The following is a 22,804-nucleotide window of genomic DNA, read 5'->3' on the forward strand; positions in this document are numbered from 1 at the left end:
CTCCCCATGCGCGGCATATGCCATCGGCCATGTGCTCCAGAGCATTCCGCTCCGGCGTCAGGTACCGCTAGGGTCCCGGTCTTGCGGGGCGTCGATCGACGCCCCGCCGCCCTCGGGGGGAGGGAAGGAAACCGGAACCGATGCCCGTACCCGTACCGCGACAGAGAGATGTCCCTGCCGTGGAAACCGCCCATGGGAGGTCCGGCCCGAGCATGAGCTCAGGCGCGGGCTCCAGCGGCGACCTCACGCTACTGGTGATCGAGGACGACCCGGCAGGTACCCTCTCCGTCCCCGAACTGCTCGACGCGGCCGGGACCCGGGTCCGTATCCGCAGCGCCCGCAATCTCACCGAGGCGGAGCGGCTGCTCACGGACGACGTCCACTGCATCCTCGTCGACCTCGCGCTGCCCGGCTCCGGCGACGGGGAACTCGGCCCGCTCAACCACGTACTGCGCCTCGCGCCGCGTCACGCCGTCCTCGCCCTGACGACATCGGGCGACGCGGAGCGCGCAGCCGAAGCGGTACGGGTGGGGGCACAGGACCATCTCTTCCGCGACGAGCTCGACGGGCGGCTGCTGAGCCGCGCCATCCGCTACGCGGTGGAGCGCAAACGCGCGGACACCGTCCAGGTGAAACTCGCCGAGTCCCGGCTGCGCGCCCAGGAGAACGCCCGCCTCGAACGCGGCCTGCTGCCCACTCCCCTGCTCCAGGGCTCGGACCTCCGCTTCGCCGCGCGCTACCGCCCCGGCCGCTTGCGGGCGCTGCTCGGCGGCGACTTCTACGACACGGTCCGCACCCCGGACGGCACCGTCCACGCGATGATCGGCGACGTCTGCGGGCACGGCCCCGACGAGGCGGCGCTCGGCGTGGAGCTGCGCATCGCCTGGCGAGCCCTGACCTTCGCGGGCCTGTGCGGGGACGAGCTGCTCTCCACGCTCCAGCAGGTCCTGGAGCACGAGCGGGAGAGCGAGGAGATCTTCGCCACGCTGTGCACGGTCGACATCGCACCGGACGGCCGGCGGGCGGGCCTGTGCCTGGCGGGCCACCCGACGCCGCTGGTCACCCGGAACGGCCGGGCGGCACAGCTGCTCCCCTACGACGACGGCGGCCCGGCGCTGGGCCTGCTGCCGCGCGCACGCTGGCCGCGCCGCCAGGTGGAGCTGGGCGGCGCGTGGAGCCTGATGATGTACACCGACGGGCTGATCGAGGGGCGCCGGGGACCGGGCGAGAAGCAGCGGCTCGGCCAGGACGGAATGCTCGAGATGGTCAACCGGCAGCTGGCCGCGGGGCTTGAGGGCGAGGCGCTGCTGGAGTCGGCGGTCGCGGAGGTGCGGCAGCTGAACGGCGGGGAGCTGACGGACGATGTGGCCGTGCTGCTGCTGAGCAGAAACAGCTCTCGCCGCTAGGCCGTGCCCGCCTTGCCGGCCGCCGTTGCTGCTGTGCCGACGGCCGCCGTGGTTACCTGCCGCCGTTGTACGGCCCGTAGGGACCGTCGCTGCTGGAGCCGCCGCGGCGGCCGCGGCCGCCCGAGACCTGCTTGAGAGCGGGCCGGACGTCCACGAAGAAGACGATGGTGGCGATCAGCCCGGCGATCGACAGGAACAGCACGGAGATGAACAGGTTCACCGCGACCGTGATGCCCAGGATGATCAGCCAGAAGGCCTTGGTCTGCTTTTCGGCCGCCCGGTAGGCGTCTTCGCGGGCGAACGCGGCCATGAGCAGCGCAGTTACGGCGGTGACCAGGAAGACCAGGTCCAGCACCAGCCAGAGAGTGAAGTCGAATCCCGCGCGCAACATGCTGAGCACCGCCTCGTGAGTGGTTGGTAGCGCCTCCGCGGCCAACGTACCGGGAGAACGCACCGGGCACCCCAAAGGTGCCCGGCCGTTCTGCCCCTACCCTGTCCTGCTGGGCCTTACGTGGCCGACTTACTTGGCCGACGGGGTGGTCTTCTTCGCCACCGGCTTGCGCGCCGCGGCCTTGCGGGCCGCCGGAGCGGACTTCTTCGACTCTTCCTTGGCCTCGGCCTTCGACTCGCTGCCGGCCGCGGGCTGCGCCGGCTCGGGCTCGACGGCCACGGCGATCTCGGCGATCTCCTCGGCGGCCTCGCCGCGCCAGGTCTTCACGGCCTGCTCGCCGTGCTCGGCGACCTTCTCGTACGTCTCACGGGCCTTGACCGCGTACTCGGCGGCCACGCCGACACTGCGCAGCGCCAGGTCCTGAGCGCTCTCGCCCAGCTTCTTCAGGTCGGTGTCGAGGTTCCCGATCACCTCGGTGACCTTGGCCTGGACGGTGGCCTGGGCCTCCTTGGCCTGGGTCGCGACCCTCTCCTGGACGGCCTTGGGGTCGGCGTTGCGCACGGCGCCGATACGGCTCGGGGCCTCGGCCTTGAGCTGCTCGATCAGCGCGGGAACCTTCTTGGCCTGCTGAACGGCGAGGTCGGCCGTGCCGGCCGCGAAGTAGAGGGGGGTCGGGTCGGTGAGGGTCTTACGCAGGTCATCGGTGATGGCCATGACTGTGGTCCTCCCGGAGCGCAGTTCGGTGTTCAGACTGAGGGTTGTGCGGCATCACTGCCGTCGTCCATGCGGGTGCCGTCATCGTCGGCGTCCGATCCGTTCTCCTTGCGGAAGGACTCGTAGATCTGCAGCAGTACTTGCTTCTGCCGCTCGTTTATCGAGGGGTCGGCAAGGATGACGGCTCGCGTCTCCAGCTCGTCCCGCTCCCGCTCGTCGAGAATCCCGGCCCGGACGTAGAGCGTCTCGGCGGAGATCCGCAGGGCCTTGGCGACCTGCTGGAGGACCTCCGCACTCGGCTTACGCAGACCGCGCTCGATCTGGCTCAGATACGGATTGGACACCCCGGCGGCGTCGGCGAGCTGCCGCAGGGACAGCTGCGCATTGCGCCGCTGCTCGCGCAGATACTCACCGAGATTGCCGACGTTGAGCGATGCCATACCTCGATGGTGCCCGTCATTGCTAACTATTGCAAGCAGCTGCTTGCAATAGTGTTCCATGCCACTGTGATGAGTTCTCGGCGCACGTCAGTGTCCTGTCTCTGCGATGTGTGGGCAGTCCCGTTCTTCTGTAGGCATGTGCGACCGGGTCCCGGTCATCTGGTCCGCGGGATGATCCGCAGGGGCCGGTGCGGGCCGAGTACGACCCGGCGGTGAGGTCGCTGCGGCAGCGGGAGCTGGCGAAGGCCGCCGAACTGGCCGCAGCCCGGCACAGTACGTCGCTGGCGCTGTCCAGAGGATGCGGGACCCGTCCACACGGCTGGAGGGCTGGCGCCGGTTCGTCGAAGAAGATCCGGCGATCTTCGAACCTCAGTGACGACCTCCTCGTCGTCCCGCAGGCCCTCGCCGAATTCCACCGCCGCTTCCCAATGCAGACACCCCTGAGAGGCACCAGCCGCACATGGCTCAGCACCACCATCGAGACCACGGCCAGACGTATCGAAGCCCTCCTGAACCCTTGATCTTGCTCCGAAGATCGTTCTGTTGGAGGCTGAGGCATGCAGAATCTGCCGACATTCGTTTTCGTTCATGGGGCCTTCGCAAATTCGTTCTCGTTCGCGCCGCTGCAGGCCGAGCTCGCCTTACTTGGGCACCGCTCGGTCGCGGTCGACCTTCCGGGGCACGGATTTGAGGCGACCTTCCCCGCGACCTACCAGGCTCCCCAGGATCTCGACGCCCTCGCCGCAGAACCGGGAAGCATCAAGGGAGTCACGCTCGCCGACAACGCCGCCCGCGTGATCGAAGTCCTCGAACAGGCCAAGCGGAACGGGCCCACCATCCTCGTCGCCCACAGCAGGGGCGGCATCACGACCACCGCTGCCGCCAACGCCCGGCCCGAGCTGATCGACCAGATCACTTACGTCTCCGCCTGGTGCCCCGTCGATCTGGACGTGAGCGACTACTACGCCCAGCCGGAGATGGCGGACGTCGACGCGGGAGCCTTCGCTGCCACGCTCGTCGGGAACCCTGCCGAACTCGGTCTCCTCCGGACCAACTTCCGCACCGCCGACCCGGTGGCACTCGCCGCGTTCAAGCGAGCGTTCGCCGCCGACCTCACCGATGACGAGTTCCGGACCTTCCTGAACACCTTCCAGCCCGATGAGAACCTCGACGTCGGTACGTCCGCCGACCGGGCACAGGCCACGACCTGGGGCCGGATTCCCAAGACCTATGTGCGCCTGGCCGCCGATGCCAGCATTCCGCTCGCCGCGCAGGACCGCATGATTCGCGAAGCCAACGCGCTCACACCCGACAACCCCTTCGACGTCCGGACACTCGAGGGGAGTCACCTGCGCTGGCTCGTCCACCCGAAGCCCGCCGCCGAGCTGCTCGCAAACCTCGCAGCGCGCTGACGCACCCCCAGAGGCGGCTGCCTACGGTTGAGCGGGACAGGAGGAGCCCGCTCGTCCCACTCAACCGTAAGCACCACAGGTCAGAGCCCCACCATGCCCACAGTTATCTGGGACAGGACATCAGGTCTACTGTCCGTTCCCGGGGAACATGGCGGAGTCCCACCAGTTCTGGCGATGGACTTGGCGGAGTCCCACCAATCTGGCTGGGGTCCAGGGAGGATGCCAGCGGGATGCGCAGGGTTACGTCAGCGGCAGCGCAGACTCCATACCGGGGTGGCGCAAGGCGACCCGGAACGCGTCCCGAAGATACGAGTCGGGACGAGATGCGCGTATGCGGAAGGCTGTCGGCGTAGCGTCGATCCAGGCGCCCGAGCATGCGTCGGGTGCGGGGCTGGCTGCCTGCTTCCCGCGAAGTGGCGGGCCATCAACGCGTACGACGTGAAGATCAACCATCGCGTCTACGACGATGCCCAGCTGAACGGACTGCGGCGCCAGCCGTCGGGAATCACTGATCGCAAGGATCTGTGGGAGGTTCACCGACCCCTACGACGTGACACGGATCTGGGTGCGGAACCACCATCACGGCGGCTGGATCACCCTGTTCTGGAAGCATCTGTCCACAGCCCCGGCCCAGTTTGGCGAGCTGCACTGGAACAACGCGATCAGTGAACTGCACGACAGTGGCGTCACGGATCCGAATGGCGCATCGCAGAGACCCACAAGCTCCACCCCTACGAATTCCTGGAGTTCCTCGCCGAGAGCCAGAAGCACGGTGCACCTGTTCCAGGTCACCGGCTCGCTGCCGTGAGCGGCATTGCCCTGCCGGTCCTGAAGTATGCGCTTCCCGAGCTCTGCACATCTGAGGACCAAAGGCAGTACCGGGTCCACGGACGGCCCACTCCGGGCCGTCATGAACGCGTCGGCTGCCCCCGCTGCATCGGCAACTGGCACAGCTCGCCATGGGTGCGATTCTGGGCCCGGCAAGAAGACGTCATCTGCCCGAGCCACTGGGTCTGGACCGGCACCACGAGCTCCCTCGACCTCAGCAACCATCCCAAGGTCGCCTCGGAAGTCATCACGGCGAACCGACGCCACCGAAGACTGATCCGCCGGCGCGGACGCCTCACCGTCCGCGCGGCCTACTACGACGCGAAGAGGCTCTGCCGGGAGTGGAACAAGATCGGCATCTTCAACAAGAAGATCAGTCGGCGTCTGACGGACATCCTCGGCCCTAAGTGGAGCGTCCGTCACGACGATCCGGAATCCGAAGCCGCCTACTACCCGAACGTGATCGAGCTGACCCAGACCCTTTCCTCCCCTTACTGGCGATCACTCATCCTCGATGAGCACCTCCCTGCAAGCCCTCCGCGCGAGCCCCTCGAACTTCTCGGTGTCCCGGCCGACTTCTACTGGCTGATGGAGCACACCCGGCATCGAGCTATTCGTCCAAGAGATCCGAAGGACCGTCAACCCCCACTTCAACTGGCACCCGCACTCGCACTACTGGAGTTATCCGGCCTTCACCAAGTGGGTCCTCGACGAACTACGCGAGCGCTTCAGCCCGTCCCCCTACCGGCACCTGCTGCGGCCCACCCCGGAGGTCTTCGGTGAATAGACAGCTCACTAGTCTCTGACGGCTGGTTCCGACAGGAAGCCGGGGCGCGTACCGGGGACGGCCGACTGTCGTTCCTCGTGCCTGCCCAGCGCCGCGAGGGTCAGGGTCGCTGTGACCGATGCTGCCGCCATCAGCGTCATCGCCGTGGCCGGGGAGGTCAGTTGGGCCAGCGTGCCTGCGAGGAGTGCGCCGATGCCTTGGCAGGCGGCCATGCCGGTTGCGTGCAGCCCGAGGGCCTGGCCCGCGAGGTCGTCGGAGGTGAGCGACATCAGGCGTTCCTGGAGGACCAGGCTCGCGGCGAAGCCGACGGAGGCGACGGTGACTGCTACAGCTGACAGCGCCACTCCCGGCTGCAGGACGAAGAACAGGTAGGGAACCGCCAGCAGCAGGGGCGACCTGACCGACCGAGCGGTCACCGCGCTGGCACAGCTCGACGATCTCGGCCTTGAACTCCGGCGTGAACGAACGGCGAGGCCGAGGCTTCTTCTTCCCCATGCTCTCCATGATGGACGTCCTTCCGGGGCAGAACCCCTGATCTCAGATGTCCGTCAAAGCGAATCAAGCCCACACCTAGCGTTCCGCCCATGACCACACCAGACGTCTGCACTGACGATGAGGCCAGTGTGACCGTCCGCTGCCAGGACAACGCGTCCGTCGGCGTGACGTTCCGCGACCGGTTCAGCTTCGACGCAGACTCCGTGCACTTTGCCGTCAAGCTGCGCGCTCCCGGGCTGACCGCTCGCGTCGACGAAGTCGTCGCCTGGATCTGGGACAGCGACCTCACCGCGTTCCTGGAAGAGCTCGCCACCGACTACCAGGAATGGGACGGCGAACGGAGCTGGCATACCAACGACCGCGACCTGACGGTGTCGGCTGCCTTCCGGTCCGGCGGCTATGTCGGGCACCCGGGCCTTGCGGCCGTGGCCGCAGGCCGCAGGCGGCTGGGGCGCCTAGGTGACCACCTGGCTGGAGGCCGGCGAGCAGATGACTTCCCTCGCGGCCGATGTCCGGGCCTTCCTCGCCGAGGAGCACCAGTGACATCCGACATGCGCAACAGCGCCCGCCGGGCCCCGAGCCACCGAGAGGCCCTGCCTTCATGCGCGTACAGCGGAAGGATCACCCGGGTGGGAGCGCGTCCGGTGAGGCGCGGCAGGGATGAATCGGCGGGCGGCCGCTCCGGCGGGCGGCGGGCGCAAAGGCGATGAACCGGGGCCGAGCTTGCCCGTAACATGAGCTGGATCCAAGCAGCGGAGGCCAGTTGACGCGGCATCAGTGCCGCAGCGCCTTCCCACGTGTCGAGGAGAGCAGTGCGCATGACCGACCAGCAGGTTGTCCGACCGGCGGCCATCAGCGGATTTCCCGAGTGGCTCCCTGAAGTGCGGCTCGTCGAGCAGCATTGGCTCGACGTCATCCGCGCTGGTTTCGAGCGGTACGGCTTCTGCTCGGTCGAGACGCCGTCCGTGGAGCCGCTCGACGTGCTGATGGCGAAGGGCGAAACCTCGCAGGAGGTCTATACGCTGCGCCGGCTCCAGGAGGACCAGGACGACACGTCGGATGCCAAACTGGGCCTGCACTTCGACCTGACGGTGCCGTTCGCCCGGTACATCGCCCAGCACTTCAACGACCTGGTGTTCCCGTTCAAGCGCTACCAGATCCAGCGGGTCTGGCGGGGTGAGCGCGCCCAGGAAGGCCGTTTCCGGGAGTTCACCCAGTGCGACATCGACGTCATCAACGTCGACCACGTGCCGCTGCACTTCGACGCGGAACTGCCGCGGATCATCCACGAGATCATGAGCGAACTCCGCCTCCCGGCGTGGACCATCAACGTCAACAACCGGAAGGTCCTCCAGGGCTTCTACCAGGGTCTGGGCGTGGACGATCCGCTGGAGGTGATCCGGACCGTCGACAAGCTCGACAAGATCGGGGTGTCCGGGGTCAGCGAGCTGCTGTCCCGGAAGGTCGGCCTGACGGACCGGCAGGTCGGAGCCTGCGTGGAGCTCGCGAGCCTGCGCGGCACCGACGCGTCGGTGGTGGAGGACATCACCGGACTCGGCATCCGCTCGGAGCTGTTGTCCGAAGGTCTGGACGAACTTGCCTTCGTGCTGGACTCGCTGAGCGACCTGCCGACCGGGAGTCTGCTGGCGGACCTGTCGATCGCCCGCGGCCTGGACTACTACACGGGCACGGTCTACGAGGGCAAGTTCACCGACTGGCCGGGCTACGGCAGCATCTGCTCCGGCGGCCGGTACGAGAACCTGGCCGGCTCCTACATCCGCCGGAACCTGCCTGGCATCGGTATGTCCATCGGGCTGACCCGGATCTTCGCCAAGCTGCTGGCCGAGGGGCTGCTGCCCACCGGCCCGGCCTCGCCCAGCGACCTGTTGATGGTGCTCCCGGAGGGCCGGGAGCAGGCCGCCGAGGCGGCGGCGACCGCCGGGTTGCTGCGCCGGCGCGGGCTGAAGGTGGAGCTCTACCACCAGCCCGACAAGGTGGGGAAGCAGGTGCGCTACGCCTCCCGCAAGGGCATCCCGTACATCTGGTTCCCGCCGCTCAGCGAGGGCCGGGAGCACGAGGTCAAGGACCTCGTCAGCGGGGAGCAGACCGCCGCCGACCCGGACACCTGGCGGCGTCCCTGAGAGCCGCCGCCCGGGAGGCGGCGCACCGCGGGACGTGAACCGGTGGAGGGCCCGACGTGCACGGCGACAGCCGCCCGTCGGGCCCTCCACCGTCCCGGGTCCCGAGACAGCGGGGCCGGTTGGCTTGTGCTGGACATGGCGACCAGCGGACGGCCCGGGATCTTGAGGCCACGGAGCCGTTGCGCACACGATGGGAACCGGGCGGGAAACCGTCCGTCACCCGTAGGGCATCGGTTCGACGAGACGGAGTCCGCATGGCCACCGCGCCCCACCCGAGCGAGGCAGGCGCCCTCGCGGCAGTCGCGCCGGTGCACCCGGCTCGGATCGAGGCCGCGCGGCTCCACGAGTCCGTCGGGGACCCGGTGCTGACCTCGATGACCCTGCTGAACGAGATCGCCGGGCGCTTCCCGGACGCGGTCTCCTTCGCGGCGGGCCGCCCGTACGAGGGCTTCTACGACACCCGTGCGCTGGCCAGGTACCTGGGCGCCTTCGAGGAGTACCTGCGCGGGGAGGCCGGGCTGACGGACGAGGAGGTCACCCGGGCGTTCTTCCAGTACGGCAGGACCAAGGGCATCATCCACGAGCTGATAGCCCGGCACCTGGCGAACGACGAGGGCTTGCGGACCGACCCCGAGGACATCCTGGTGACCACCGGGTGCCAGGAGGCCATGGTGCTCGTCCTGCGGGCCCTGTGCCAGGACCGGCGCGACGTGGTGCTCGCCTCCTACCCGTCCTACGTCGGATTCCTGGGCGCCGCCCGGCTGGTGGGCATGCCGGTCCGGGGAGTGCGCGAGAGCGCCACCGGCATCGACCCCGAGGACCTCACCGCCCAGATCAGGCGGGCCCGTGCGGAGGGCTTGCGCCCCCGCGCCTGCTACGTGGTCCCGGACTTCGCGAACCCCGGCGGCGCCACCATGACCACGGCGGACCGGCGGCTGCTGCTGGAGGTGGCGGCGCAGGAGGACATCCTGCTGCTGGAGGACAACCCGTACTCGATGTTCCGCCTCGACGGGTCACGCCCGCCGACGCTGAAGTCCCTGGACCGCGACCGGCGCGTGGTGTACCTCGGCTCGTTCGCCAAGACGGCGTTCGCCGGCGCCCGGATCGGCTACGTGGTCGCGGACCAGCCGGTGGAGGACGGCGCAGGCGGCAGCACGCGGTTCGTGGACGAGCTCGCCAAGCTCAAGAGCATGCTCACCCTCAATACCTCCACCGTCGCCCAGGCTGTCATCGGCGGCTTTCTGCTGGAGCACAGGTGCAGCATGGAGAAGGCCTCCGTCCGGGAGGCCGCCGTGTACCGGGAGAACCTCCGGCACCTGCTGGGCGGCCTCACCGAACGGTTCGGCGACGGCGGCGCTGACGGCGCGGCCGGGAGGGTCAGCTGGAACACACCGAACGGGGGGATGTTCGCCGTGCTGACCGTCCCGTTCCGCGCGGACCAGGCCATGCTGGAGTACTCCGCGAGCCGCTTCGGGGTGCTGTGGGCTCCGATGGACCACTTCTACGCCGGCACCGGCGGGCACCGGCAACTGCGGCTCTCCTACAGCGTGCTGTCCCCGGACCGGATCAGCATGGGTCTGGACCGGCTGGCCGCCCTGGTCCGTGACCGCGCCTGATCAGCCAGCCAACTCTCGGTCCCGGACGTCGCCCAGGTCGAGCATGCCGGACTCCGAGAGTTTGACGGCGGCCTGGAATCGGGTCTGGACCCGAAGCCGCTCAAGGAGCCGGGACACCTTGCGGCTCAGCGTCCGGGTGGAGATGCCGAGTTGGCGGGCGATCGCCTCGTCCTTGGAGCCCATCGCCATCATGTGGAAGACCATCTTCTCGAAGGGGCTGAGCATCTCGCCGACTTCCTCCGCCCCGTGGACCGAGGTGAGCGGCGCGGCGACGGCCCAGTGGAAGCCGAAGATGGCCCGCAGCGCCGCGACCACCTGGCGGCTGCGCACCGCGAACGCGCCGCGTGCCGTCTCTGTCGGGTCGATCGGAAGGATGGCGATGTCGTCGTCGATGACGATCATGCGCAGCGGGACCGCCGGGGCGACCCGGATCTCGGCGCCGTGGCGGGACACCTCGGTGAGGTACTCCGCTAGGTGGGGCACCGCCACCAGGTGGTGGGCGTAGATGGCCTCTAACTGCACGCCCTGGTCGAGCGCCGCGAGGTCGCGGTGGATCATCTCGTCGAGCAGTTCCACCGGTGGCACCCCGCCGGGGTGCATGGCCTGTTCCCGGACGCGGGCGTCGAGGGCCCGCTCCTCGATGTACTCGTTGACCGCCGAGGCGGTCGGCAGCATGTCGATGGTCGCGGTCTCGGAAGGGCCGTCCTGCGGGGGAAACTCCCGCAGCAGGGAGAGGATCTGCTCCTGGCGGTGTGACCGGTCCCGCATCCAGCCCTCGGTGAGTTCGCGCTCCATGGACACCAGCCGGGCGAGGGCGTTGACCGGCCGCACGACCTGGTAGCCCGAAGGCTGCAGCGGGGCCGGCAGCAGGAGGCCCATTCGCTTCAGGTGCCCGACGGCCCGTTCGGCTTCGAGCGGCGAACACTCCGTCTCCGCGGCGATGTCCTCCGGATCCCAGGAACATCGGTCCTCTGCTGTGTGATACAGCTGCCGGGCCAGGTCTGTGAAATCGTTTCCGGTTGTCACGAAGTATTCCCCCATGAATGTCGCTTCCCCCGGCCAGGGACGAACCCTGACGGTTTTCCGACACTACACGAACCTCACGACGGGTCAGCTGGGTTTTTTTGCGGAGGAAATTCGGGATCATTCCCGCCAGATGGTCGTTGCTTTGCCTTTCAACCGCTTCATTGGTCGGCTCCCGCCAATTCATCCGCGGCCCTTCCTCAAGGCTGTTCCGCAACCGATGGTCACGGGTGCGGTGATCTTGCTGTATCGGGTGTGACAGCGGCGTCGGAGCGCTGCGGCGCGAGGGTGCAGACCCCGTCCGCAAGGGTCGGCCGTGGAGCCTGCCGCTGGAGCAGCGCAAGCGGTTCCGCAAGGAACCCGCGCTGATCACGGACGGCGCCCTGGCCCCCACCTGCGACCACGCCGACACCCGGCTCGTCGTCGCCGTCGCCGTGGGCCGGCCGTCGCGAGGACAGCGCCCGCGTCGAGGGACGCCTTCGCCCGCATGATGGGCTGGAAGATCCTGCCCGCCTACTGCCTCAAGGGCGGCGGCGTCCATCACGCGATGCTCGGCATCGTCCGGCATCACAACCTCGGTTTCGGCGGGGAACACAATTCGTGCGGTGCTCACCAGAAAGCGCCGGATCCAGGCCGCGCAGCCGTTGTGATCGCTGAACTCGTGGCCAGGGACGTTCCGTTGCTGCATGAGCGTCATCGGGCCCGGCTTGCCTCTTGGCCGGGAAAGCGGGCCATTGGCGTAGGCGGGAAGCACCGCCTGGTGTCCGTCGACCGGACCCTGGACGAGGTCGTCGGCCACCTTGGCGCCAGCGGCAGGACCGGCACCGTCGACGGTGCGGAGATTCGACGCCGAATGCCGTGGTGCAGCCAGATCAAGCCCGGAAGCTGCGCGGACGTCACCCACGCCTGCTGGTTGGGGCTGGTCAAGCTCCTGGCCGACGGGCTGCGGTCGGGCTCCTTGCCGATGCCGCCCACCAGGGCCGTGTACGAGCGCGTCGGCCGTCCGAGCCACCGGGACCCCGGCTCGGATGAATCCGATCCCGGTGGTCGTCGGCCCGCCACCCGGGCCTCGCCGCCGAATCCATCTCACATGGTGAGACTAACGGCGGGGCTGTCTTGATCCCGTCAAGGCGAGCGGACGAAGCCGGGAACGCTGGACCGGCACCCCTGCGCCAGGAAATGATCTCAATACCGGGTGAGTCGCCGACGGGGCTCGGTAATCCCGCTCAAGGGAAAGGGGGGAATCGTGGAGAAGCTCATCAACGGATGGTGGTGACGAATTCATTGATAAGTGTCGGAATTATCTCTGTAATTGACCGTACGGAGGATCGGTGACAGCCCCTCTGGGAAAGCAGTACTGGCTTCTCTGGTCGTCCTCCAGCCTGGCCGCGCTGGGCGACGGAATGCGACTCGTGGCACTGCCGCTGCTCGCGTACTCCGTCACCGACGACCCGGCGCACATCACCCTGATCATGGTCTTCGCCTCGCTGCCCGGGCTGCTCGTCGGCCCCCTGGCCGGGGTGCTCGTCGACCGGCTGGACCGGCGACGGGTCATCGCCGCCGCCAACGTGCTGCGGGCTGTCCCGGTGCTGGTGTTCGCCGCGTTCGTCCAGGCCGGCGAGGTACGACTCCCACTCATCTACGCCCTGGCGCTGCTGCTCCCGGTCTTCGAGGTCCTGGTGGACAGCGCCGCGCAGCCGCTGATGTCGGAACTGCTGCCGGAACCCCTCCTGGAGAAGGGCAACTCGCGGATCTTCATCGCCCGGATGCTCGCCCAGGACGTCCTGGGCTCGCCCGTCGCCGGAACACTGATGGCGGTCTCCGCCAGCCTGCCGTTCCTGGTCAACGGGGCGACGTTCCTTGGTGCGACGGTCCTCATCCTGATGCTCGGCGCCCGGTCGGCGGCCCGCGGGCCACTGTCGGCGGCCGCGAAGGCCCCGGGACCGGACGCACCGGGCGGCGGCGTCGCCGGGGTCTGGCGGAACCTCAAGGAGGGCATGGAAGCCATCTGGCACACGCCCATGCTGCGCACCATAGCCCTGACCGCGGCCGTACTGAACTTCGTCCTGCTCGTCGGCTCCTCGCTGATGGTGGTCTACGCCAAGGAGGACCTGCGCCTCACCGACACCCAGTTCGCGCTGCTGTTCTCCGCGGCCGCCGTGGGCAGCGCCCTGGGCGGATGGGCCGCGCCGTTCATCGTCGCGCGGCTCGGCACCGGGCCGACCATGACCGTGGCACTGTTGGCGATCGGCGCGTCCCGGGCGGGCTTCGGCCTTGCCCACGGGTTCTGGAGCGCACTCACGGCATTCTTCGCCATCGGCACGGCGTGGTTCGTCTTCGGCGTGGCCGTCACCTCCTACATGCAGCGGGCCACCCCCAACAACCTGGTCGGGCGGGTGTACGCGACGAGCCAGGCGGTGAGCTACGGGGCAGCCGTCCTTGCGGCCCTCACCGCCGGAGCGCTGGCCCGCGTCACCAGCGTCCGCAGCATCATGCTGATCGGCGGCCTCGCCGCGATGGTCTGCGGCCTCGCGGCCTGGCGCACCAATTCCAGCGAACCGGACCCGCATGGCAGGGACGCCGCGGAGGACCGTGACACCGGGCCGGACCCGGTGGGACCCGGCGACCGGGCGGAGCGCCCGGAGCGCGAGGACGACCTGAACACTCAAGCAATCGACTGAAGCAGGGGACTGGCCGATGTCAGAATCGTTGGACGTACTCATCCTCTCCAAGAGGTCCGTCGGCGGCGTCCGCCACCTCGCGGAGCTGCTCCGGAAGTCGGGCCGCCGACCCGTCCTGCTCTCGGAGAACGCCGAGGACATGAACCGCGGCGCCTGTGACGCCCACGTGGTGGTCGACTGGGCCGCCGACGGCCCGGAGCGGGCGGTGGCCGCCATCGACGCGGCCGGCGTGGTGCCGACCGCGGTGGTCAACCTGGTGGACCCGCTGGTGCAGTGGCAGGCGTGGATCGCCCGCCACTACGGCCTGCCCGGCGGCGAGCCGGCGCGCGAGGTCCTGGTGAACAAGGCCCGGGTTCGGGAGGAGATGCACCGCCTGGGCCTCTCCGACCTCTGGTTCGGTCACGGCGCGGCCGGCTCGTACCCCGTCGAGGAGGTCCCGGCGTACCCGGTGATCGTCAAGCCGTGCACCGACTCCGGGTCCTCCCGGCTGGTGCGGCGCGCCGACGACGCGGAGCAGCTCCGGGCGGCCCTGCGGGACATCTGTGGGAGTGCCGGACCCGAGTTCGAGGTGATCGTGGAGGAGTACGTCGCGGGCACCGAGATCTCGATCGACGGGCCGCTGATCGACGGCCGGTTCCGCGGCCTGCTCCACGTCGAGAAGTGCGGGCGGGACGAGGCGCGCAACCACGACACCGGCATCCTGCACTCGCCGGTGCGCGGCGAACGGCTCACCCGGGGAGCCGAGCTGGTCGAGCGCCGGATCACCGCGCTCTGCACCGACCTCGGCCTGGACAGGGGTTGGCTGCACGTCGAGGCGCGGATCGCGGAGGACGGGGCCGCGGAACTGATCGAGATCAACCCGCGCGTCGCCGGGGGCATGCACCCCGCCGCGATCACCCACACCTGCGGTCTCGACGCCGTCGAGGAGATGCTCCTGATGGCGCTCGGCCAGGAGGACCTAGAGCGGCTCCGCTCGGCGGCCCGCAGCGACGAGCTCATCGGGATGGTGCACATCGAGCCCGACCGGATGGGCAGGGTCACCGAGGTGACGCCGCTGGAGCGGATGAAGGAGCTCCCGGGGGTGCTGGACGGCTACATCTGGGACGACTTCGAGGTCTGGTCCCTGGACAACGAGAACTTCTTCGCCGCGTTCATGGTCACCGGAGGCACTGAGCCGGAGCTCGCCGAGGCCGCGGACCGGGTACACCGCGAGTTCTCCTTCCGGGTCGGGTGAGCCGACCGCACATCCCGGCCCACCCGCCACGCCATGCCATGCCCGACAGCCCAAAGGCAGGAGCGCCATGTCTGTAGTGCCCGGACCGCCGCAGGTCGTCATCTGCAAGTGGAACGTCCACCTCACCAGGTCCATGCTGGACCTCACCCCCCATGTCTTCGTCATCCTGGACGAGTTCGACACCGCCTACATGGATCCGGACTGGGAGCTGCTGGCGAAGGCCGAACGGGTCTACCGGATCAAGGACTTCGATTCGATCGAGGAGATCGCCGCGATCGCCGCGGACCTCGCCCTGCGCGGCGCCGAGATCAGCCGCATCGTCAGCTTCACAGAGTTCAGCCAGTTCGGCGCCGGATACCTCGGAGTGCTGCTCGGACTCTCGGACGACCCGATGCAGCACGTCGCCTTCCGGGACAAGCGGTTGATGAAGGACCGGGTACGCCGGGCGGGCGTACCCGCCGCGGCGTGGGCCACCCTCGCGGACCCCTCCGACGAGGCGGACGTCGCCGCCGTCCGGGAGCGGCTGGCCTTCCCGGTGGTGATCAAGCCGGTGGCCGGATCGGGTGCCATCGGGACGGTCAGGGTCGACCGGCCTGAGGAACTCGACCAGGTGCTCCGGGGCATCGAGCCCGACCCCCACCTGAAGTCGCACCAACTCGCCGTCGAGGAGTTCGTCTCCGGGCGCGAGTACCACGTGGACGCCCTGTGGCGGGACGGCGAGGCCCACTACCTGATCATCAGCGCCTACTACCGTCCGCGGATGGCGGTCCTCGACGAGGACCCGGCGGCCGGCGACACCCCCCGCGACGGCAGCTACGTCGTCAACGAGGAGGACGCCCCGGCTCTCCACCGGCGGATGCGCGAGCTGCACCGGAAAGTCAACGGTGCCCTGGGCATCACCGACGGCCCCACCCACCTGGAGGTCTTCGAACGGCCCGACGGTGAACTGGTCTTCTCCGAGATCGCCTCCCGGATGGCGGGCGCCTGGATCGGAGCCGGGATCAGCGCCTGGCTCGGCTACGAGATCCACGAGGCCATCGCGGCCAGCGCCGTCACGGGCACGATTCCCGCGCCCGCCCCGAGCCGGCCCTACCTCGGCGGACTCCACCTGCGCCCCGAGGGGCCCGGCCGGATCACCGCGATCCCCGAGGAGGCCGAGATGCTCGCCGTCGACGGAGTGCTGCGGGCGCAGCGGCTCCGCGCGGTCGGCGACACCGTCGAGCACGCCCACCCGTCCGAGTGGTGCGCCTTCGTGACCCTGGGGGCCGGGAGCCGCAAGGAATACGACGCCCTGGCTCGCCGCGTGACCGATCTGCTGCGGGTCGAGGTCGAGCCCCTCGGATGACCCGGCGACCGGCGAGCGCCGGTCGCTCCCCCAACTGCTCGCGACCGCCGGCCGCGAGAAGCCCAACGACGTCCACGGCCGACGAACAACGACGGCCCGACCGGAGGAGATACCCATGACCACCGTCAGCGACATCGAGAAGATGAACTACAACCAGCTCATCGGCGTGGTCCGCGAGACCAACCGCCCGCCGGGCGGCATTCGCAGCATCGCCCAGATCGCCGCCAACGGCTTCCTCACCAAGGACTCGCACGTCCTGGAGATCGGCACCAGTACCGGCATCACCGCCGTCGAGCTGGCCAAGCTCGTCGGCTGCCGGATCACCGCGATCGACATCAACGAGGAGAGCCTCGTCGAGGCCCGCCGCCGCGCGGAGGAGGCGGGCGTCGCCCACCTCATCACCTTCGAGCGCAAGGACGCCACCGACACCGGCTACCCGTCCGGCGCGTTCGACATGGTGTTCTGCGGAAACGTCACCTCGCTGATCCCGGACCGGGACAAGGCCCTCGCCGAGTACACCCGAGTCCTCAAGACCGGCGGCTTCATCGGCGCGATCCCGATGTACTACATCGACACCCCGTCCGACCAGCTGATCGACGACGTGCGGGCCGCCATCCAGGTGGACATCACCCCGCTCTACCGCGACTTCTGGATCGACTTCTTCGTCGGCGGCGAGCGGCACGCCTACTTCGTACAGGACTACCGCTTCGATGCCGTCCCCACCGACGAGGTCGACCGCTTCGTGGACGACATCCTGCGCCGTCCCCACCTCGCCGAACTGCAGGAGGACGCCCGCAAGCTGGTCCAGGAGCGCTACCGCGAGTACATGCAGCTGTTCCGGGTGAACCTCAGTCACATGGGCTTCACCACCCTGCTGCTCCGTAAGGAGCCGGCGGATGTCGAGCCCGAGCTGTTCGTCTCGACCGCGGTCTGAGGCACGGCCGTGATCACCTGGCCGTCCCCGCTGAACGACGGCGCGACCCTGGCCGTCTGGTCCCCGAGCTCCCCGGCCCCGGTGGCCTTCCCCCGGCGCTTCGCCCGGGGGGTGGAGGACCTCGGCTCCGAGGGCTTCACCGTGCGGCCACTGCCCTCCTGTGGGGTCGCCCGGGGCGTGTCGACCCTGGAACCCGTCGCACTGGCCGAGGAGTTGCACCGGGCACTGCTCGACCCGGAGATCGACGGCGTGATGGCGGCGGTCGGTGGCTGGACCCTCCTCAACGTGCTGCCGCACCTCGACTGGCAGTTGATCGGGGAGGCCGGCAAGCCGCTGATCGGCTACAGCGACCTCACCACCCTGCTCAACTCCGTCTCCCGTCGTTCCCGCCTGGTGGCCTTCCACGGGCCGATGCTGGTGTCCGAGTGGGGCGAGGCGGGCGGGGCCTGGGATTACACCCGGGAGGAGTTCCGCGCCCTGACCGGTGGCGCTGGGCTCCGCCCCGGGCGGCCGGTGGCCGAGCCGGCCGAGTGGTCGGACGAGCTGCTCTGGTGGGACAAGGAAGACACCCGGCCGCGCGCCCCCCGCGATGGCGAGCGGATTCGGACCGTACGGGCCGGGGGCGGGGTCGAGGGAACGCTGTGGGGAGGCTCGCTGGCTGTCCTGTCGCTCGCCCTCGGCACCCCGTACGCGGACCCGCCGGAGGACGCCCTGGTCTTCCTGGAGGCCGAGGGCCTCGCACCGGACGAGTTCGCGGCCCGGCTGTGCCAGCTGCGGCTGGCCGGCGTGTTCGACCGGGCTGCCGGTGTGCTGGTCAGCCGGATCGGCGGGGCCCGGGCCTGCCTGAGCGGTTTCACCGGGTTCGACGAGGTGCTGCGCGATCTGGTGCCCGCGCACCTCCCCATCGCGGCGGGATACCCCTTCGGGCACTCGACGCCCATGCTCACCGTTCCGGTCGGCGGCCAGGCCCGGCTGGACTGCGCGACGTCCGGTCCGCCCCGGCTGACCCTCCTCGCGCCGACAGCCTGACGGCCGCCGGACCCGGCGCCCCCCCGGGTGCCTCGCGGGCTCTCCCGGGGCCGGCGGCAAACCGCCCTTACCTACACGAGAATGGATCGCTTCATGAGCACCACGACATCTGGTCGTGACGACGCGTCGGTGCGGCAGTTCGACATCTCGATGCCTGGCTTCCCCGAGTCCCTGCCCGCCGACGTGATGTTCGAGCAGGACATCATCCGGACGATCGGGAAGGGCTTCCAGGCCCGGGGCTTCCGGCCGCTGGACTCCGCCTGCATCCAGCGGCAGGAGGTCCTGGTGGCCGGCGGCGCCCAGTACCTCGACGGCGGCATCCCCGAGTTCGCCTTCACCGTTCAGGAGCCGCCGGAGTCGTACACCGGGGCCAACTTCGCCCTGCGCTACGACCTGACGGTCCCGGTCTCGCGCTTCATCGCCGAACACTCGGGCAAGCTCTCCTTCCCGCTGCACGTCTACCAGATCAACAAGGTCTGGCGGGCCGAGCAGATGCCGACCGCCACCCACTGGCGGGAGTTCTACCAGTGCGACGTGGACGTCATCGGCCAGGGCGAGCTCAGCCTGCTCTACGACGCCGAGATCGCCAACGCCCTGGTCGGGGCCTTCCGCAACATCGGCGTGGACGGCTTCACCGTCCGCATCTCCAACCGGAAGGTGCTCGCGGCCCTGCTGGACAGCCACGGCGTGCGGGTCCACCGGGCCCGGGCGATCGTGCAGATCCTCGACAAGGGCAACCGCCAGCCCGTCGAGGAGACGGTGACCCAGCTGGCGGCCTCCGGCATCCCCGAGCACGTCGCCGCGGACCTCGGCCGGCTGGTCTCCTCGCCGACCCTGTCGGACGCCCGGGACCTGCTCAAGCTCCGGGGCGCCGACCAGGTGGGCATCGAGGAGCTGGACACCGTGATCCGCGCCGCCCACGACCTCGGCGTGCCGGAGGACCACTTGGTGCTCGATTTCTCGATCACCCGGGGACACGATTACTACACCGGCACCGTCTTCGAGACCTTCGCCACCGGGCGCGAGCACTGGGGCGCGATCGGCGCCGGCGGCCGTTACCAGGACCTGCTGAAGCACGTGAACGGCAGCAGCTACCCCGGGGTCGGCATGTCGGTCGGCCTCGCACGGCTGATGGGCCTGCTGCGGGAGGACGGCGTCCGCAAGCAGCAGGGACTGCGGCACGAAGCCGTCACCGTCGTCCGCCGCGAGGACGACGACGCCCAGGCCGTGACCGGGACAGTGCGGCGGCTGCGCGAGGCCGGCCTGTCCGTGCAGGCGGTCTTCGACCCGGTCGGCGCGGAGAAGGCACTAAGCATCGCGACGGAGGCAGAGGTGGGCTTCCTCGTCTCCCTCCAGGACGCCGGCACCGCAACGGTGCGGGACATGGCCTCCGGCGCCGAGCGCGGCGTGCCGGTCGACGGCGTCGCAGACGCGATTGCCGAGCTGCGCCGGGCCGACTGACCGCCCGTCCGCCCGACCGCGCGAACGCCCGACCGGAACGACCCCTGATGGCCGACCGGGGGGTGCGGCGCCCACCGCACGCCCGGGCCGGCCGGGCTGGAGACCACACCATGAAGCACACAGTCCGTTCGCGGGCCGTACTCCTGGGAGCGGCCGCCTACCTCGGCGTCCAGTTCTGGCACACGTTCCGGAACCGGAACTCCTGGCCGTTCTGCGCGTACAACATGTTCACCTACGAACTCCAGGACCGCTGGCATCAGTTCAGGGTCATCCTCCATGACTCCGAGGGCGGAGCCACCGGACCCGTCGACCCGTGGCCACTGCTCCCGGTGGAGTTCTTCCGGGTGGTCGCAATCCTGAACCGGATGTTCTTCGTCAACGAGGACCAGGACCTGCGCACCAGATTCTGCGCCCGCACCCTCGACCTGCTCAACCAGACCTCCTGGGCGGACTTCGACGAGGTGCGGGCCTCCCTCCAGGCCCCGCCGGGGGCGCAGTTCACCGCCCTCGACGTCTACCTGGTGGAGGTCGACCGGGACTGCGACGCGGTCGACCGCAGCTCGGTGCGCTCGGCGGAGCTGATCCACCGCCACGACCCCACCGGCATCGCCGCCGGGACCACCGTCCACTGGCCGCACGAGACGAGCAGGTAGCCCCCATGAACCTCCCCGGAACAGCCGGCGGACCGCGCGCGGCACACGCCGTGGGCCGACGGCTGCACGAGATCTACGTCCGCCAGCACCACGCGGTGGACCGGCTGTCGCTGGTCCGCCTCACGACCGGAGCCGCCGTGGTGCGCACGGTGTGGCACCTGCCGCCCGGCCGGTTCCTCGCCGACTACACCCGGCTGGTCGACGAGGCCGGGGACGAGCCGGTCAAGGGCCGTCCGCTGGACCCGCTGGCGTACGAGGCACTTCGCGCCGTCGCGGTGGTGTCCGCCGGGGCCTGGGCGCTCGGTGCCGGGCACCCGGCCGTCCGGGTCGCGGCGAACGTCTCCTTCTGCCTGTTGCAGCGCCAGGTTGTACGGCTCGACCGGACCCTCTGGAGCTACAACAGCCACCTCAACGTCTTCCTCGGGCTGCTGTCGCTCGTGGACGACGTCGAGCGCGACAGGGATCAGGACTCCGCCGCCGCGTACGCCACCGCCCTGCTGGCCGCCATGCAGTCCTACTACGCGGCCATGTACCTCCAGTCGGGCCTGGCCAAGATGCTCACCGTCGGCTGGAAGTGGACTCGCGGCTCGACGCTGCGCGGCGCCTGGGCGGAGCTCGGCACCCCGCTCGGCAAGCAGCTCTCGGCCGTGGAGCCGAACCCCGCGCGGGCCGCCTCGACCGGCGCGCTCGTCTACGAACTCGCCTTCGCGCCGCTGATGCTGGCGGCCTGGCGGCACCGGCGGCTGCTGGGGCTGTCCTCCGCGGGCTTCCACGGCGCCGTCAAGGCCACCATGAGCATCTCCTTCTGGCACCTGTCCTGGTACTCCGTCCCGCTGTTCGCCGCCCCGGACCGGGCCACCGCCGCCTGCTCCCGGCTCCTGAAGGCCGGCCGCCGCAACCGGTGGGCAGGTCTGGGCCTTGCGGTGGCGGGTGCCGCCGCGGGTGCCGCTCCACTCGTCGCGTCCTGGCTGAAGGGACGGCGTGCACGTGTTTGACCCCGAGATCCTGCTGACGGAGAAGACCGCGCTCGACCCGTACCCGGTCTTCGCCCGGATGCGCGCGCTGGACCCGGTGCACTGGAACGAACCGACGAACTCCTGGTACGTCACCACCTACGGCGACGTCGCCCGGCTGCTGCGGGAGGAGAGCCTCTCCGCCTGCCCGGGCGACTACACGGGACCGCAGCGCGACGAGGACCGTCCCGAGGTCGAGGAGGCCATGGCCTTCTTCAACTCCTGGATGGTCTTCAGCGACCCGCCGCACCAGACCCGGCTCCGGGAGACGGTCGCCCCCGCCTTCCCGCGCCGCAGCGCCGAGGCCTGGGCCGGCCACGTCCGCCGGACGGCACGGGAGCTGCTCAACGCCGTGGGCGAAGGGGAGACCGACCTCTTCGACGCCTTCGCCGCACCTCTCGCCGTGCGCCTCACCTGCGCGGTGCTCGGGGTGCCGGAGGAGGACGTGCGGCTGGTCCAGGACTGGTCCTCCCGGCTGATCGGCTTCCTGAGCACCCCCACGGCGGACCCGGTGCGGGCCAGGATCGCGCTCCGGGCAAGGGACGACCTGCGGAAGTACCTCCAGGACACTGTCATCCCGGGGCTGCGCGCCACCGACGACGAACGGCTGATTCCCCTGCGCGGGATCGCCGGGCTCGACCCCGAGGACGCGCTCGCCCTGTTCGCCCAGCTCCTGACCGGGGGGATCGACCCGGTGGCCAGCGCACTGGCCACCACCGCCGACGTCCTGCTGCGCTGGGACCCGGAGGCCCGGGCGGAGGCGCTCGCCCGGCCGGAGCTGCTGGAGGCGGTCGTGGAGGAGGCGCTGCGCTACGACGCCCCGTTTCACTTCGTCCCGCGGTCCACCACCGTGCCGCTGGAGGTCGGCGGGCGCACGGTGCCGGCCGGCCGGCGCCTGGTCCTGGTGATCGCCTCGGCCAACCGGGACGAGGCCGTCTATGAGGGCCCGGACGCGTTCCGCCCGGGCCGCGGCGGGCCGCGTCACCTGTCCTTCGGCCTCGGACGCCACTACTGCCTGGGCGCGCTGCTGTCGCGGGTCATCCTCCGGGAGGGCGTGCTGGCTCTCCTGGAACGGCTGGACGGCACCGAGGCGCGCCCCCTGGCCGCCGTGCGCACCCCGGCCTTCGGCGTCACGACCTGGCAGCGGCTCATGGTCGCGGTCTGAGTCGCCGTCCGAACCACCGCCACCGGGTCCCGAGAG

21 protein-coding genes and 3 pseudogenes are annotated in these 22,804 nt (G+C 69.8%); 19 read left to right on the forward strand and 5 right to left on the reverse strand.

What is annotated here, in order from left to right:
- Window positions 1-140 precede the first annotated feature (140 nt).
- Window positions 141-1,406 (forward strand): PP2C family protein-serine/threonine phosphatase, encoded by a 1,266-nt coding sequence (locus FBY35_RS34980; protein ID WP_142217895.1) that lies wholly within the window; start codon window positions 141-143, stop codon window positions 1,404-1,406.
- Between the two features lie 52 nt (window positions 1,407-1,458).
- Here FBY35_RS34980 and FBY35_RS34985 read toward each other — a convergent pair whose 3' ends face one another.
- From FBY35_RS34985 to FBY35_RS34995, 3 genes are all read right to left on the reverse strand, one after another.
- Window positions 1,459-1,797, reverse strand: a complete 339-nt coding sequence (locus FBY35_RS34985) for a DUF2516 family protein (protein WP_142217896.1) — start codon at window positions 1,795-1,797, stop codon at window positions 1,459-1,461.
- Between the two features lie 129 nt (window positions 1,798-1,926).
- The gene (locus tag FBY35_RS34990) at window positions 1,927-2,511 is read right to left on the reverse strand and encodes a hypothetical protein (protein ID WP_142217897.1); all 585 of its coding nucleotides are present in this window, start codon (window positions 2,509-2,511) and stop codon (window positions 1,927-1,929) included.
- 32 nt (window positions 2,512-2,543) lie between these two features.
- Window positions 2,544-2,951, reverse strand: coding sequence for a helix-turn-helix domain-containing protein (locus FBY35_RS34995; RefSeq protein WP_142217898.1), 408 nt, complete (start codon window positions 2,949-2,951; stop codon window positions 2,544-2,546).
- A 188-nt stretch (window positions 2,952-3,139) separates the two neighbouring features.
- On the opposite strand from FBY35_RS34995, the gene FBY35_RS36315 reads away from it, so the two are divergent.
- The 3 genes from FBY35_RS36315 to FBY35_RS35005 all read left to right on the forward strand — a co-directional run bounded on the left by FBY35_RS36315 (window position 3,140) and on the right by FBY35_RS35005 (window position 5,974).
- Window positions 3,140-3,472: a hypothetical protein gene (locus tag FBY35_RS36315; protein ID WP_160159368.1), complete on the forward strand. Its 333-nt coding sequence runs from the start codon at window positions 3,140-3,142 to the stop codon at window positions 3,470-3,472.
- 36 nt (window positions 3,473-3,508) lie between these two features.
- Window positions 3,509-4,363, forward strand: coding sequence for an alpha/beta fold hydrolase (locus FBY35_RS35000; RefSeq protein WP_142217899.1), 855 nt, complete (start codon window positions 3,509-3,511; stop codon window positions 4,361-4,363).
- Between the two features lie 804 nt (window positions 4,364-5,167).
- On the forward strand, window positions 5,168-5,974 hold the full coding sequence (locus tag FBY35_RS35005; RefSeq protein ID WP_142217900.1) for a DUF3445 domain-containing protein: 807 nt from the start codon (window positions 5,168-5,170) through the stop codon (window positions 5,972-5,974).
- A gap of 12 nt (window positions 5,975-5,986) precedes the next feature.
- Here the strand turns inward: FBY35_RS35005 and FBY35_RS35010 are convergent.
- Window positions 5,987-6,367, reverse strand: a pseudogene (locus FBY35_RS35010) (MFS transporter); the annotation flags it as partial.
- Window positions 6,368-6,562: 195 nt separating this feature from the next.
- On the opposite strand from FBY35_RS35010, the pseudogene FBY35_RS37850 reads away from it, so the two are divergent.
- From FBY35_RS37850 to FBY35_RS35025, 4 genes and pseudogenes are all read left to right on the forward strand, one after another.
- A pseudogene (locus FBY35_RS37850) lies at window positions 6,563-6,817 on the forward strand (DUF6228 family protein); the annotation flags it as partial.
- 145 nt (window positions 6,818-6,962) lie between these two features.
- On the forward strand, window positions 6,963-7,016 hold the full coding sequence (locus tag FBY35_RS37855) for a hypothetical protein (RefSeq protein WP_313904730.1): 54 nt from the start codon (window positions 6,963-6,965) through the stop codon (window positions 7,014-7,016).
- A gap of 275 nt (window positions 7,017-7,291) precedes the next feature.
- On the forward strand, window positions 7,292-8,614 hold the full coding sequence (hisS, locus tag FBY35_RS35020) for a histidine--tRNA ligase (protein ID WP_142217901.1): 1,323 nt from the start codon (window positions 7,292-7,294) through the stop codon (window positions 8,612-8,614).
- A 254-nt stretch (window positions 8,615-8,868) separates the two neighbouring features.
- Window positions 8,869-10,230, forward strand: coding sequence for a PLP-dependent aminotransferase family protein (locus FBY35_RS35025; RefSeq protein ID WP_142217902.1), 1,362 nt, complete (start codon window positions 8,869-8,871; stop codon window positions 10,228-10,230).
- Here FBY35_RS35025 and FBY35_RS35030 read toward each other — a convergent pair whose 3' ends face one another.
- Window positions 10,231-11,256: a helix-turn-helix transcriptional regulator gene (locus tag FBY35_RS35030; RefSeq protein ID WP_160159369.1), complete on the reverse strand. Its 1,026-nt coding sequence runs from the start codon at window positions 11,254-11,256 to the stop codon at window positions 10,231-10,233. It abuts the gene before it with no gap.
- Window positions 11,257-11,269: 13 nt separating this feature from the next.
- Here FBY35_RS35030 and FBY35_RS35035 point away from each other — a divergent pair, with 13 nt between their 5' ends.
- From FBY35_RS35035 to FBY35_RS35090, 11 genes and pseudogenes are all read left to right on the forward strand, one after another.
- A complete protein-coding gene (locus FBY35_RS35035) occupies window positions 11,270-11,512 on the forward strand; it encodes a hypothetical protein (RefSeq protein ID WP_142217904.1) in 243 nt (80 codons plus the stop codon).
- 7 nt (window positions 11,513-11,519) lie between these two features.
- Window positions 11,520-11,842, forward strand: a pseudogene (locus tag FBY35_RS35040) (hypothetical protein); the annotation flags it as partial.
- Between the two features lie 742 nt (window positions 11,843-12,584).
- Window positions 12,585-13,934, forward strand: coding sequence for an MFS transporter (locus FBY35_RS35050; protein WP_142217905.1), 1,350 nt, complete (start codon window positions 12,585-12,587; stop codon window positions 13,932-13,934).
- Between the two features lie 16 nt (window positions 13,935-13,950).
- Window positions 13,951-15,168, forward strand: a complete 1,218-nt coding sequence (locus FBY35_RS35055; protein WP_142217906.1) for an acetyl-CoA carboxylase biotin carboxylase subunit family protein — start codon at window positions 13,951-13,953, stop codon at window positions 15,166-15,168.
- 67 nt (window positions 15,169-15,235) lie between these two features.
- Window positions 15,236-16,513, forward strand: coding sequence for an ATP-grasp domain-containing protein (locus tag FBY35_RS35060; RefSeq protein ID WP_142217907.1), 1,278 nt, complete (start codon window positions 15,236-15,238; stop codon window positions 16,511-16,513).
- A 115-nt stretch (window positions 16,514-16,628) separates the two neighbouring features.
- Window positions 16,629-17,447, forward strand: a complete 819-nt coding sequence (locus FBY35_RS35065; RefSeq protein ID WP_142217908.1) for a class I SAM-dependent methyltransferase — start codon at window positions 16,629-16,631, stop codon at window positions 17,445-17,447.
- A 9-nt stretch (window positions 17,448-17,456) separates the two neighbouring features.
- Window positions 17,457-18,476, forward strand: coding sequence for an LD-carboxypeptidase (locus tag FBY35_RS35070; RefSeq protein WP_142217909.1), 1,020 nt, complete (start codon window positions 17,457-17,459; stop codon window positions 18,474-18,476).
- 93 nt (window positions 18,477-18,569) lie between these two features.
- Window positions 18,570-19,937 carry a HisS family protein gene (locus tag FBY35_RS35075; RefSeq protein WP_160159370.1) on the forward strand — a complete coding sequence of 456 codons (1,368 nt, stop codon included), beginning with the start codon at window positions 18,570-18,572 and terminating at the stop codon, window positions 19,935-19,937.
- Window positions 19,938-20,047: 110 nt separating this feature from the next.
- A complete protein-coding gene (locus FBY35_RS35080; RefSeq protein ID WP_142217911.1) occupies window positions 20,048-20,590 on the forward strand; it encodes a hypothetical protein in 543 nt (180 codons plus the stop codon).
- 5 nt (window positions 20,591-20,595) lie between these two features.
- Window positions 20,596-21,585, forward strand: coding sequence for a hypothetical protein (locus FBY35_RS35085; RefSeq protein WP_142217912.1), 990 nt, complete (start codon window positions 20,596-20,598; stop codon window positions 21,583-21,585).
- On the forward strand, window positions 21,572-22,768 hold the full coding sequence (locus tag FBY35_RS35090) for a cytochrome P450 (protein WP_142217913.1): 1,197 nt from the start codon (window positions 21,572-21,574) through the stop codon (window positions 22,766-22,768). The genes FBY35_RS35085 and FBY35_RS35090 overlap by 14 nt, the downstream gene beginning before the upstream one ends.
- Window positions 22,769-22,804: the final 36 nt, after the last annotated feature.

It is taken from the genome of Streptomyces sp. SLBN-118 (assembly GCF_006715635.1).
Lineage (GTDB): Bacteria > Actinomycetota > Actinomycetes > Streptomycetales > Streptomycetaceae > Streptomyces.